At 62.7% G+C, this 12,365-nt stretch carries 11 protein-coding genes and 1 pseudogene; 2 read left to right on the forward strand and 10 right to left on the reverse strand.

From position 1 onward, the window contains the following. On the reverse strand, nucleotides 1-757 hold a 757-nt coding region (rsgA, locus tag VFE81_RS12420; protein ID WP_325044877.1), incomplete at its 3' end, for a ribosome small subunit-dependent GTPase A. Then, a complete protein-coding gene (locus VFE81_RS12425) occupies nucleotides 754-2,013 on the reverse strand; it encodes a M48 family metallopeptidase (protein WP_325044878.1) in 1,260 nt (419 codons plus the stop codon). The genes rsgA and VFE81_RS12425, both read right to left, overlap by 4 nt. A 168-nt stretch (nucleotides 2,014-2,181) precedes the next feature. On the opposite strand from VFE81_RS12425, the gene orn reads away from it, so the two are divergent. Further along, nucleotides 2,182-2,799, forward strand: a complete 618-nt coding sequence (gene orn, locus VFE81_RS12430) for an oligoribonuclease (protein WP_325044879.1) — start codon at nucleotides 2,182-2,184, stop codon at nucleotides 2,797-2,799. 22 nt (nucleotides 2,800-2,821) lie between these two features. Here the strand turns inward: orn and mog are convergent, their stop codons facing one another. Then, nucleotides 2,822-3,466 carry a molybdopterin adenylyltransferase gene (gene mog, locus VFE81_RS12435; RefSeq protein WP_325044880.1) on the reverse strand — a complete coding sequence of 215 codons (645 nt, stop codon included), beginning with the start codon at nucleotides 3,464-3,466 and terminating at the stop codon, nucleotides 2,822-2,824. After that, nucleotides 3,447-4,058, reverse strand: a complete 612-nt coding sequence (gene yjgA, locus VFE81_RS12440) for a ribosome biogenesis factor YjgA (RefSeq protein ID WP_325044887.1) — start codon at nucleotides 4,056-4,058, stop codon at nucleotides 3,447-3,449. The genes mog and yjgA overlap by 20 nt, the downstream gene beginning before the upstream one ends. 315 nt (nucleotides 4,059-4,373) lie before the next feature. Here yjgA and pmbA point away from each other — a divergent pair, with 315 nt between their 5' ends. Next, the gene (gene pmbA, locus VFE81_RS12445) at nucleotides 4,374-5,744 is read left to right on the forward strand and encodes a metalloprotease PmbA (RefSeq protein ID WP_325044881.1); all 1,371 of its coding nucleotides are present in this window, start codon (nucleotides 4,374-4,376) and stop codon (nucleotides 5,742-5,744) included. A gap of 162 nt (nucleotides 5,745-5,906) precedes the next feature. On the opposite strand, the gene VFE81_RS12450 is transcribed toward pmbA, so the two are convergent. From VFE81_RS12450 to VFE81_RS12475, 6 genes and pseudogenes are all read right to left on the reverse strand, one after another. After that, entirely contained in the window at nucleotides 5,907-6,407 is a 501-nt protein-coding gene (locus VFE81_RS12450) for a dihydrofolate reductase (protein ID WP_325044882.1), read from the reverse strand. A 328-nt stretch (nucleotides 6,408-6,735) separates the two neighbouring features. Then, nucleotides 6,736-8,169: a sigma-54 dependent transcriptional regulator gene (locus tag VFE81_RS12455; RefSeq protein ID WP_414695584.1), complete on the reverse strand. Its 1,434-nt coding sequence runs from the start codon at nucleotides 8,167-8,169 to the stop codon at nucleotides 6,736-6,738. A 150-nt stretch (nucleotides 8,170-8,319) separates the two neighbouring features. Beyond that, the gene (locus tag VFE81_RS12460) at nucleotides 8,320-9,756 is read right to left on the reverse strand and encodes a hypothetical protein (protein WP_325044884.1); all 1,437 of its coding nucleotides are present in this window, start codon (nucleotides 9,754-9,756) and stop codon (nucleotides 8,320-8,322) included. A 104-nt stretch (nucleotides 9,757-9,860) separates the two neighbouring features. After that, a complete protein-coding gene (locus tag VFE81_RS12465) occupies nucleotides 9,861-10,661 on the reverse strand; it encodes a peptidase C39 (protein WP_325044885.1) in 801 nt (266 codons plus the stop codon). Nucleotides 10,662-10,668: 7 nt separating this feature from the next. Further along, nucleotides 10,669-11,379 carry a C39 family peptidase gene (locus VFE81_RS12470; protein WP_325044886.1) on the reverse strand — a complete coding sequence of 237 codons (711 nt, stop codon included), beginning with the start codon at nucleotides 11,377-11,379 and terminating at the stop codon, nucleotides 10,669-10,671. Nucleotides 11,380-11,475: 96 nt separating this feature from the next. After that, a pseudogene (locus VFE81_RS12475) lies at nucleotides 11,476-12,365 on the reverse strand (hypothetical protein); the annotation flags it as partial.

Genomic DNA, 12,365 nt, shown 5'->3' on the forward strand with positions numbered 1-12,365 from the left:
CTTCGGTCAGATGATGCAGGCCGAATTCCTGGAAGCCCGGCGAATCGATCAACGCACCGCCGTCACCACCGGGCAAAGGGTAGAGCCGCGTGAAAGTCGTGGTATGCCGCCCGCTGTTCAGCGCGGTCGAGATCTCACGCGTAGCAACCTCGGCATCCGGAATCAGCAGATTCACCAACGTCGATTTGCCCATGCCCGACTGGCCGAGCAGCAGCGTCGAGTGACCTTGCAGATGCTCGATCAAAGCGGCGCGCGCGGCGTCAGGCTGCGTCTTGATCGACACTTCCACGACCGTATAACCCAACGCGGTATAGCGTTCCAGGCGCATGCGCGCGCCCGCAAGTTCACCTACAACGTCAATCTTGTTCAGCACGATCAACGGCTTCAACTCGTGTGCCTCGGCGGCAACCAGCGCGCGGCCGAGCAGGTCTTCACTGAAATGCGGTTCGGTGGCCAGCACGACCAGCAACTGATCGAGGTTCGCGGCAAAGAGTTTCGACTTGTACTGATCCGAGCGATACAGTAGATTGCGCCGCTCGCCGATCTCGACGATCACGCCCTGATCAGCCGAAGTCGGTTCGTAAATCACGCGATCGCCGACGGCCACTTCGCTGCGCTTGCCGCGCGGGAAGCACTGGAGCATCGGACTGCCGTCTTCCGGTGCGACCATGTAGTGGCGCCCATGAGCAGCAATCACCAGGCCGCCCACGCGCGTGCTGGACGGCGCGCGCGGCGCTTTCGGGGAGCGGCCGCTCATGCGTGCCGCAGCAGGCGGTCGATCCGCTGCGACGCCGGCGGATGCGAGTAATAGAACGCGGTATAGAGAGGATCGGGCGTCAAGGTCGACGCGTTGTCCTCATACAGCTTGACGAGCGCGTTGACGAGATCTTGCGCATCGGTTTGCGTGGCGGCGAAGGCGTCGGCTTCGAACTCGTGCTTGCGCGAGCTCAGGCTGCCGAGCGGCGTGACGAAGAACAGGAACACCGGCAGCGCGAGGAAGAACAGCACCAGCGCGAGGCCGCTATTACCGCCGATCAGCGACGGCCGCACCCCCAGTCCTTCATAGAACCACACGCATTGCGTGAGCCAGCCGAGCAGGGCGAGCATCACGAGGCTGATCGCGAACGTGACGACCATCCGCTTGATCACGTGGCGGCGCTTGAAGTGGCCGAGTTCGTGCGCGAGCACCGCTTCGATCTCGTTACCCGACAGGCGCGCGAGCAGCGTATCGAAGAACACGATCCGCTTGGCGGCGCCGAAGCCGGTGAAATAGGCATTGCCGTGTGCCGAACGACGGCTGCCGTCCATCACGAACAGGCCCTTGGCCGCGAAGCCGCAGCGCTGCATCAGCGCTTCGATGCGGCTTCTCAGCGCGTCGTCCTTGAGCGGCTCGAACTTGTTGAAGAGCGGCGCGATAAACGAGGGATACAGCACCAGCACGAGCATCTGGAACGCGACCCAGACGACCCAAGTCCACAGCCACCACAGGCTGCCGGCCTGGTTCATCAGCCATAGCACGACGAACAGCAGCGGCAGGCCGAACGCGGCGCCGAGCAGGATGCCCTTGAGACGGTCGAGGAAGAAAATACCCTTGCTCATCCGGTTGAAGCCGAAGCGTTGCTCGACCACGAATTGCCGGTAGTACTCGAACGGCAGGTCGATCACGCTAGTGATCGCGATCACCGCCGCGACCAGCGCGATCTGGCCGGCGTAGCCGCGGCCCAGCCAATCGGAAATCGCCAGATCGAGCGACTGAACGCCGCCCAGCAGCGTCAGCCCGATCAGCACAGCGGCGCCGACGACGATCTCGATCATCGTCAGCCGCGTGCGTTCGACGGTGTAGTCCGCGGCGCGCTGATGCGCGGTGAGCGCGATGGTGCCGGCAAACTGGCTCGGCACCTGCTCGCGATGACCCGCGACGAAGCGGATCTGCCGCGACGCGAGCCACAGTTTGGTGCCGACCATCGCCACGACGGCGACGACGAACAGAACAGTGAAGTACAGGGTAGGCATCCGGGGATTCCGTGGTATCTATGCGAGAATTATATGTTTCTTCCCGCCTGGCGGCGGGGACGATAAGTCCAAACCGGCATAAACCGGCTCAAACCAATCTCATACGAACAATTGCCTCGGCAAACGTGCTTCCAGTAAGCCGTCTGCCCGGCCATCAGGGTTGCCTTCATGACTGACATCCTCTCATCCACCGAACAGCCGCCGCTCGTGCGCAGCGACATGAATCTCGTCTGGCTGGACATGGAAATGACCGGGCTCGAGCCGGACACCGACCGCATCATCGAAATCGCGGTGGTGGTGACGAATTCGACGCTCGACAGGTTGGTTGAAGGGCCGGTGCTGGCGATTCATCAGAGCGACGAGACGCTCGCCAAAATGGATCAGTGGAACCAGAACACGCATGGCCGCTCGGGTCTGATCGATCGCGTGAAGGCGTCGACGGTGAGTGAAGCCGACGCCACCGAGCAGATTCGCGATTTTCTCAGCGCTTATGTACCACCCGGCAAATCGCCGATGTGCGGCAACTCGATCTGCCAGGACCGCCGTTTCATGGCGCGCTGGATGCCGGATCTGGAGCGCTTCTTCCATTACCGCAATCTCGACGTCAGCACGCTGAAGGAACTGTGCCGCCGCTGGCAGCCGGTAATCTACAAGGGTTTCCAGAAACGCGCGATGCACACAGCGCTGGCCGACATCCATGAATCGATCGACGAGCTGAAGTACTACCGCGAGCATTTCCTGATTCCGGCGGCCTCGCAGGAGCCGGAAACGCCTGCCGCGGAATAGCGCCCAAGCTGCCGTTTCAACCTTAATCCTGCCGAGGCGCGCGCACCGCGTTCTTCGGCCGGAACGCCTTCACTACGTCGGCGTTGGTTTCCATATACGGGCCGCCGATCAGATCGATGCAATAGGGCACGGCGGCGAAAATCCCCGGCACCTTCACTGCGCCGCCTGCTTCGGCGTCACGCAAGCCTTCCAGCGTTTCCTTGATCGACTTCGGCTGCCCCGGCAAATTGACGATCAGCGCGGCATGCCCTGCCGTTTCGCGGATCACCGCCACCTGGCGCGACAGAATCGCAGTCGGCACAAAATTCAGGCTGATCTGCCGCATCTGCTCGCCGAAACCCGGCATTTCCTTCGTGGCCACCGCCAAAGTCGCTTCCGGCGTCACATCACGGCGCGACGGACCGGTGCCGCCGGTGGTCAGCACCAGATCGCAGCCGACCTCGTCGACCAGTTCGATCAGCGTGGCGGAAATGATGGGCGCTTCGTCCTGAATCAGCCGCGTGACCACCTGAAACGGTGAATTCAGGGCAAGGCCAAGCCATTCCTGCAAAGCCGGGATGCCTTTGTCCTCATACACGCCGGTGGACGCGCGGTCGCTGATCGACACGAGGCCGATCACGATTTCGTCGGGATGCTGGCGCGTCGGCTTAAGCGTCGCGGTCGTCATCGTCGTCTTCCAGGGCGTCTTCCGCTTCGGAATCGGTGTCGGCAGACGGGCCGTCGGCGTTTTTGATCCACTGGAACAGTTCGCGGAAGTAGCGCGGCGGCTTGCTTTGCTGCGCTTCCTTGCGGGCGTTGCGGATCAGCGTGCGACCCTGCTGCGGATCGGCATTCGGGTGCTGGCGGATGAATTCAGTCAGCGCGGCGTCGTCGGCGAGCAGTTTCTCGCGGGTGCGCTCGATCCAGTGCAGCTTGGCCGTTTCCGCCTTGTTGACACCGTTATAGGTGTCGAGCGCGGTGCGCAGCGCGGCGGTTTCCTCGTCCAGCAACGAGCGCATCACGCGCCCGACGTACTGCACCTGGCGGCGCTTGCCTTCGTGATCGGTGATGCGGCGCGCTTCGCGTACGGCGTCGTCGAGCTTTTCGGGCATCGGCATGCGCTTGAGCGCGTCTTTGGGCAGCGCGATCAGCGCCGAGCCCAACTCCTGCAGCTCGTGCATGTCGCGCTTGAGCTGGGACTTGCTGGGACGGTCGTAGCCGTTCTCGTCGACTTCCGGCTCGGCGGACTCGATGGGTTGAATGCGGGTTTTGCGTGTCATACCGATATTGTAGCGTGCCGCGTCCTCTGAACCCGCCGTGCTGCTGTGCACAAGGCCCTGCGCCGGAGTTTTTGCAAACGCGGCGAGCCTGGCAAGCCGGGAGAAAGCCATGACCATACCAGGGCAGTGCCAGGGCAACGCCGGGCGCAGCGAATGCCAGGTACAGCTTCGCGTACCTTGCTATGATCGCGGGATGCGTAACCACGCACATGCGCACGCACATGCGCACGCACATGCGCACGCAAATGTGCCCGCACGTGCGTGACATGGGCGAACACACAGGGCCGCTCGGCCCCGAACAGGACGGCAACGACAATGGCAGCAGACATGGACGTCAAGCAGCGCTTTTTTCCGCATACCCAGGATGAACTGAAGGAAATCGCCTCGGACATCCTTCGTCACGCGAAGTCGCTCGGCGGTACCGACGCGGCGACCGAGATTTCCGAAGGCGACGGTCTGTCCGTCTCCGTGCGGCGCGGCGAAGTCGAGACGATCGAACACAACCGCGACAAGATGGTCGGCGTGACGGTGTTCATCGGCAACAAACGCGGCAACGCGAGCACTTCTGACTTTTCGTCGCAGGCTTTGAAGGATACGGTCGCGGCGGCGTACAACATCGCCCGCTTCACCGCTGAAGACGACTGCGCGGGCCTCGCCGAGGCAGATTTGCTCGAAACCGCACCGCGCGATCTCGATCTGTATCACCCGTGGAATCTGTCGGCCGACGAAGCGGTGGAAATCGCCCGCCGCTCGGAAGACGCCGCGTTCGCCACCGATCCGCAGATCAGGAATTCGGAAGGCGCGAGCGTCTCGGCGCAGCACTCGCAATTCGTGCTGGCTACCTCGCGCGGTTTCCTCGCCGGCTATCCGTACTCGCGCCACTACATCGCGTGCGCACCGATTGCCGGCAGCGCGCGCAACATGCAGCGCGACGACTGGTACACGTCGACCCGTAGCGCGGGAGACCTGGCCGATCCGGAGGCGGTGGGCCGTTACGCGGCGCAACGGGCGCTGTCGCGCATCGGCGCGCGCGGGCTCGACACGCGCAAGGTGCCGGTGCTGTTCGAAGCGCCGCTCGCCGCCGGCATTCTCGGCGCGTTCGTTCAGGCCACGAGCGGCGGCGCGCTGTACCGCAAGACCTCGTTCCTCGTCGACAGCCTCGGCAAGCCGGTGTTCGCGCCGCACGTCCAGGTGGTCGAAGATCCGCACGTCGCGCGTGCGATGGGCAGCGCGCCGTTCGACGAAGAAGGCGTGCGTACCAAACAGCGCTCGGTGGTGAAGGACGGCGTGGTGGAAGGCTACTTCCTGTCCACCTACTCGGCGCGCAAGCTCGGTATGCAGACCACCGGTAACGCCGGCGGCTCGCACAATCTGTCGCTGCGCAGCTCGAAGACGCGCCCGGAAGACGATTTCGAGGCAATGCTGAAAAAGCTCGGCACTGGCCTGTTGCTGACCGAACTGATGGGGCAGGGCGTGAACTACGTGACAGGCGATTATTCGCGCGGTGCGTCGGGCTTCTGGGTCGAGAACGGCAAGATCCAGTATCCGGTCGAGGAAATCACTGTAGCGAGCACCTTGCAGGAGATGTTCCGCCATATCGTCGCGATCGGCGCGGATACGATCACGCGCGGTACCAAGGAAACGGGTTCGGTGCTGATCGAACGAATGACGATTGCGGGGCAGTAAGCAGTTCGGTTAACGCGGCCGCAGCCCGGCGCAGTCGGGTCGCGCAAGAAGGCCGAATAAAAAACGCCACGCAAGCAATTGCTTGGCGTTTTTTTTATGTGTGCGTTGGGGCTGGTGGCAGATGCTTTCTTAAGCCCGATGTACCAGGCTCAGCGCAAAACCTCAAGCCCCCTTACGCTTATAAGTCACGAACGCATAATCGAAATCATTCGGCGCGTCCGCGCGATGCGTTTCATGCGCGACTTCTTCCCACTCGCTTTCATCGAGTTCAGGGAACGTGGCATCGCCTTCGAAGTCGGCGGAAATCTCGGTGACGATCAGCTTGTCCGCCTGGCGCAAACCTTCCGCATACAACTGCGCGCCGCCGATCAGAAACGCTTCCGGCGCCTGGTCCTGCGCGGCGAGCTTCAGCGCATCTTCGAGGGTGGTGGCCGCGTCGCAGCCCTGAAAGCGCCGTGCGGCATCCCGTGTCACGACAATGTTGCGGCGTCCCGGCAACGGCCGGCCGATCGATTCATGCGTCTTGCGGCCCATGATGATGGGCGCGCCCATCGTGGTGCGCTTGAAGAACGCGAGGTCTTCGGGAAGTCGCCAGGGCAACTGGTTGTTGCGGCCGATCACGCCGTTATTGGCGCGAGCGACGATCAGGGTGAGCGTCGTCATCGAATGGAAAGGGGAACGTAACCAGGCTGATTCTACCTGAGGCGCGAGACGGCACTGCTATGCAAGCCGGCTCAGAGCCCGGATGGGCGGCTACGCTGGCGCCAGCTTGACCGGCTACCGCTTCCACCATGGCCGGGCAGTGAGGGTACTGGCGGGGCAGCCAGCGTTTCCAACAGCGCTTCCACCGTGGGAGGCCGCGAGGTGGCCCCGCGCAGGCACTGCCTCACCCTGGCAGGCCATGCCGAACCCAGGCCGGGCAACAAACCCGGGCAAGCAAACCCGGCCGGCGCTGCGCGTCACCGTGCCGGCCGCCGTGCCAGGCGTCACGTCATTGGTGCGAAGGCTCGTCGGCTGCGAGCGGTTCAAACGACGCCTTCCCGTCGGCCGCACTCAGCCCCCGAAGCCCGTGCTGACCCATTAGTCTGTACAGCGTCACACGCGAAATATTCAGGTCGACCGCCGCCTCGTTCAACCGGTGACGATGTCGCAACAGCGCCGCTTCGATCGCGCGTTTCTCGGCGGCTTCGCGTGCCTGCAAAAGGCTCATGGTCTGTTGCCCGGTGAACTGCGCGAGGTCGAGGTCGTCAGCGGAAATCAGCTTGTTTTCCGCCATCACGATTGCGCGGCGCACCCGGTTGATCAGCTCGCGCACATTGCCGGGCCAGTTGTAGTTGTACAGCGCCTCGATCCCCGACGGCGTGAAGCCGCGGATATTGCGGGCGCTATCGATCTTGAACTTGTGCAGGATGTGATGCGCGAGGATTTCGATATCTTTGCCACGTGCCCGCAACGGCGGTTCGTCGACCCGCAGCACGCACAGGCGGTGAAACAGGTCGGCCCGGAACTGTCCTTCGCGCATCGCGCCTTCGAGGTCGATGTGGGTAGCCGAAATGATCCGCACGTCGATCGGAATCGATTCGCGACCGCCGAGGCGTTCGATCTTGCCTTCCTGCAAAAAGCGCAGCAGGCTCGCCTGACTTTCGAGTGGCAGATCGCCGATTTCGTCGAGCAGCAGCGTGCCGCCGTCCGCGGCTTCGACGCGGCCGATCTTGCGCTGATTCGCACCGGTGAACGCGCCACGCTCGTAGCCAAATAGTTCGGACTGCAACAGATGATGCGGAATCGCGCCGCAATTGATCGCGATGAACGGCGCTTTGCGGCGTGGCGAGCGTTCGTGAATCGCGAGTGCGGTGAGCTCCTTGCCAGTGCCCGACTCGCCGGAGATGAATACGCTCGCATCGGTGTTGGCCACCTTGCGGATTGTGCGAAAGAGGTTCTGCATCGCCTCGCAGGTGCCGACCATTTCCTCGTCGCCGGAATCGCTCACAGGCGGGGCGAGTTCCGGCTCGCAAAGCGTCACCATGCCGAAGGCGTGGCCGACCAGATAGTCGACCGTCGCGTTTGCCACCGGCATCTTCACGTAGTCGAAGCAGTAGTGGCGCACGAGTCGACGTACCAGCGGATCGCCGAGCCTTTCGTTGGTGGCGAGCGCGATCCAGCCGATCTGCTGCTGGCGCAAGCTCGCTTCGAGGCCACCCAGATCGCGCGGCGGGAAGCTCGCCAGATCGACGATGCCGGCGCAGGCCACGTCGGGCTTCACGAGCTTGCCGAGCTCATGCGACGAGCGCGCCACCGCGACATTCCAGCCGCGGCTTTTCAGATGCGCGACGAGCGTATCGTCCGGCGTGCGCGCCACGTACAGTACCGTGCGTTCGGTGTGCGCATGGCTGGCCTGCGCACAAATCGAAGCGACCGCCGCCACTGCAGGCCGGTTCGTCACGGCTTCGAGGGAGCGGCCAGCAGGTATCTCCTTCGGCACCGCAAGCGTTATATGCGATCCCGCTCCCGCCACCGGGGTAACACTGGTCAGATGAGGTGATTCACGCACGTTCGACCTCGTTTCGTTGACACGTCAGAAGGTGTAGGGAAACCGCACGCCGACCACGAAGTTCGGCGCATCCGGCGTCAAGCCGACGGAGACCGAGCCATTGATAGTCAGATGTTTGTTCACGACGTGGTTCAGGCCGAAATTCAGCGCCGCGGCCGTAGTTTCACTGCCTGGCACCTTGGAGTAAGAGCCGCCCGGCGCACGCGTCTTCGACTCGGGTTCGAGCGCCATGGTGTAGGAGATGCTCGCGGAGTCCTTGTCGGAGAACGCCAGCGCCACGCCACCGCCGAACTGCACGATGTCACCGAGCTTGACCGTCGCCGGCTCGGTTTGTCCCTGCACCGACGAGATGTCCGCGAACGAGCGCGCGATGTTGTAGGTGTACGAAAGACTGCCGAACAGCACCACCGGGTCGTAAGTTTTCAACAGCGATACACCGGCCGTGATGTTCCAGAAGCCCGTGCCAGTGGGCAGTTTGCTGGGCGCGACCAGGTTGGTGTTGTCGTTGTCGACCTGGATTAACTTGTCGCCGAACGGTGACGAACCGGTCGGCGCTTTGATACGTAGACTGCCGACCACGTCCGGCAGACTATTGGTCTCTTTCAGGAACTGGTAGTAGATCCCGAAGTTGACGTCGCCGATATCGCTGCCGTTCACCGACGCGTCCGACAACGTGCTCGCTGCGCCACCCGCGCCGCCGACGATGAAGTTGCTGTGCCGATAGATATACGGCACGTCGACGTCGATACTCATGCGATCGGTCAAACCGTAGCGCGTATCGAGATCGGCCATCACCTGGTGCGACTTGGTCTCGCCCAGATTGATGTTGCCTAGGAAAATTGCGTCGAGCGCCAGGAAGCCCGACAACTGCAACTGGCGGCGATCGTAGTAGGTATCGCTGATGCCCCAGTCCAGCGTCAGCTTGTGGTCGAAGAGCGGCGCATGCTCGCGCTGCACGACGGCTTCTTCGGCTTGCGTGCGCACCGGTTCGGCGGCTTTCTGGGTCGTGCCGATCGCGCCGCTGCCGTCGGTGGCGGCAGGCAAACCGCCTGCGTTGCTGCCATCCGGCGGCGGCGGATTGACCGGCACACCGGTCGCCGTGCCCGTGTTGCCACCCGGCGCGGGCGTGCCGGGGTTGACCTGCGCGAGTGGCGGCAGGGGTACCGGCAGGCCGTCGGCGCCGGGCTGTTCGGCCACAGCTTCGCTACCTGCCGGCGCACCGTAGCCCGGCATGCCGCGGCCGCGCTCCGCCATTTCCAGATTGGTGACCTGCCGCTCGAGTGAGTGAATCTGCCGCTGCTGCTCGTCGACCACCCGCATCAACATGTTAAGACGGTCGTCGACCGATTGTCCGGCCAGCGCCTGCGCGCTTGCCCCTTGCGAAAGTGCGAATAGCATCACGGCGGCGGGAATGGCCGCCAGTGCCATGCGCGGCACCTTTGTCGTTGAAAAATTGTTCATTTTGTGTTCCCCCGGTGTTCCGGCAGCGCGCCGCCTGTCTCCTGGCAACGCGCTGTCGTATCAGTACTGCATGTGCAGCTATGGGCGGGTGGCGGCCCGCATGGTCATCTCCTGTTTTGCAGAGCTTGTAGTACGCCTAGCTGACGGATCATTGCGGCCGACATCTGCTGCGTCTGCAGATGCAACTGCAATGCGTTGGCGACTTGCTGGTTATTGCCTGCAATCTGCAGCAACTGGGCGATTTGCCCGTTGCCTGGCGTGATGGTCTGGGTAGCGAGCCCGGCCGGAGTCTGCAGCGCGACGCTGATACCGTTGCTGCCGAACGAAATGCCGGCTTTGATTGAGCCGGTCGAATTACTGGCCGCTGCTGACGGTGCATTGGCGGTCCCCGCCAGCGTCACGGCACTATTATTGAAATCAATGATCGCGGAGTTCGAGCCGGCATTTCGATCGCCCGCCACTTGCGTGACTTGCGAAACGCCGTTGACCGAAATGCGCTGCCCACCGTTTGCCTGCGCGTTGGGATTGGCTCCGGAATTGCCGGAGCCGCCGCCGGTCACGCTCGCATGCGTGTTGACGGTAGTGCTCACCTGACCCACCGCGTTCTGCACGGCAGAGAGCGTGCCTTGGGCGAGGGCGGTCACGCCGTTGGGCAACTGCCATTGCGAAAGGACACTCAGAACGAAGCCTGAAATCATCGTGGCACCGGCATATTTGCCGGTCTGATTAGCGAGGACATCGTCGCCCACCATCTGCACCTTGATGGCGGCGGAGTCGATGTCGTGAGAAGCAAGAAACTCAGGCACCGGTGGCGAGCCGGCGCCTTCTGATGCAAAGGCGTTGCTGGTCAGGCCGCACATCGTGGTGCAGATTGCGAGGCCTAACTGCGAAAGGTGGCGCTTCATGGTTGGGTCAGAACAGGTCTGCCTTGATCAAGCCGTACTCGACAAAGGGAGTCGCCGCAGTGCCGTTGGCCAGCGCATTGGCGCGAAGCTTGAGCGCGAGCGACTCGTTGTCCTGCAATAGCGGTGAATCCTCCCTGAAGGGTTTGCCGAGGACCGCGAACACGAGGCCGTTCCAGGTCCTGGCGAAGTCTCCTTTGAGCACGATGCGGTTGCCGAGCGCGGGGTCCGCAATGAAGATGCGGCCCTCCTGTGCATGCTTGACGATCACGAAGTGCTCATACCCGTCGATGTTCATCAGAACCATCACGGGGATCTGTAGGTGTTCAAGTGCGTCGACGTTGACGCGGAAGCCGCGGCCGCGCATACCGATGGTCTCGACGAACTTCTTCATGTCGAGCATTGAGAAGCCATTTTTGACAACGACTTCGGGCGTCGAGAAAACCATCATCCGGCGAATCAGTTCGGTCTCCGGAATGTCGATGCCATAGCCGTACTTGAGGAGCGTAGCGAGCGCCGCCGCACCGCAGCTGTAATCGAACTGCTGGTTGACGATGTGGTTGTAACGGATGTCCCGCATCGAACGAACCGTCTTGGTCAACGGAACGCCCACGAAGGTGGACGTGTCGATGCGCGCCTGTGCATAGCTGTTGACGCACAAAGTGCAACCTGCCAGCGCTACAACGAACGGTAGCGCCGGGAATCCCTTGAACCCGGACATGCTGGTCTCCCGCCTATTCACGCGCCGGCCGCTGCAATGGCCGCCGGCGCGTTCCTCCCGATTGCTTCTTTCAGGCTTCTTGCGCCTGCTGACGGCTTAATGACCGCTGTTCAGCGCAGCGATTGCAAGGCCGTTGTGTTGCAGGTTGCCAGCGCCGCCGGCGATATTCACGCCGATGTTGCCGGATGCGTTAGCCAGCGAGCCTGCTCCCAGCATCGCAGTACCCTGGAATTGACCCTTGACCGTCATGCCGGCGGTCTGCGAGTTGTCATCCGTGGCGATCATCGCGGTGGTTTGCGCGTTGCCCGGCGTTGTCGTCGTCACTGCACCGGCGAGGCTGTTGTTTTGCACGTTGCCGATACCCGAGGCGACATTCACCCCAACGTTCCCCGTCACGCCCGACAGCGAGCCATCCCCGATCGACGCATTCAGATTGAAATTGTTGATCCTGGCGTAGCCGGACGACGACTGGTTGTTGAAGATCTGCGCGTTGCCGAATACGTTGCCGATGTCGACCGAAGCGAGCGAGACGTCATTGCTTTGGGCGTTGCTGATGCCTTCCGCGATGTTGATGCCGAGGTTGCCCGACACGCCGTTCGCCGCATTGGCGCCCGTGGTTGCAGTCAGCGTTCCTGCCGCTTGCGTGTTGATGTGCTGTGTCACCGAACCCTTGGTCGTCACGTCAGTTGTCGCAAGGCTCGCGTCGATTCCCCAGGCTGCGCCATAAGCGTCTGTGGAGGACGACTTGCTGGTCGAGTAGCCGGACGATTGCTCGCCGACCGCCACGAAGCCCGATCCTTCATTGGCCTTGTAGCCCCAGACCTTGCCTTGTCCGGATGCTTCCGATGCTTCGAAACCACCCGCTAGACCCGAGGTGTTGGCATAGCTCGATTCGTTGTGGCCGGCCTGGAATCCGCCGCCTGCATGGAACGAACCGTTGCCGGAGTGCGGCCCGTTGTGGATCTGGTAGTTGTAGCTGCCGCCGA

Origin of the sequence: Paraburkholderia sp. (assembly GCF_035656215.1) — a bacterium.
GTDB lineage: Bacteria > Pseudomonadota > Gammaproteobacteria > Burkholderiales > Burkholderiaceae > Paraburkholderia.

Bases quoted from the DNA above. Each gene is read 5' to 3' on its own strand.
- VFE81_RS12425 (WP_325044878.1), bottom strand. From the start codon at position 2,013: ATGCCTACCCTGTACTTCACTGTTCTGTTCGTCGTCGCCGTCGTGGCG.
- orn (WP_325044879.1), top strand. From the start codon at position 2,182: ATGACTGACATCCTCTCATCCACCGAACAGCCGCCGCTCGTGCGCAGC.
- mog (WP_325044880.1), bottom strand. From the start codon at position 3,466: ATGACGACCGCGACGCTTAAGCCGACGCGCCAGCATCCCGACGAAATC.
- yjgA (WP_325044887.1), bottom strand. From the start codon at position 4,058: ATGACACGCAAAACCCGCATTCAACCCATCGAGTCCGCCGAGCCGGAA.
- pmbA (WP_325044881.1), top strand. From the start codon at position 4,374: ATGGCAGCAGACATGGACGTCAAGCAGCGCTTTTTTCCGCATACCCAG.
- VFE81_RS12450 (WP_325044882.1), bottom strand. From the start codon at position 6,407: ATGACGACGCTCACCCTGATCGTCGCTCGCGCCAATAACGGCGTGATC.
- VFE81_RS12460 (WP_325044884.1), bottom strand. From the start codon at position 9,756: ATGAACAATTTTTCAACGACAAAGGTGCCGCGCATGGCACTGGCGGCC.
- VFE81_RS12465 (WP_325044885.1), bottom strand. From the start codon at position 10,661: ATGAAGCGCCACCTTTCGCAGTTAGGCCTCGCAATCTGCACCACGATG.
- VFE81_RS12470 (WP_325044886.1), bottom strand. From the start codon at position 11,379: ATGTCCGGGTTCAAGGGATTCCCGGCGCTACCGTTCGTTGTAGCGCTG.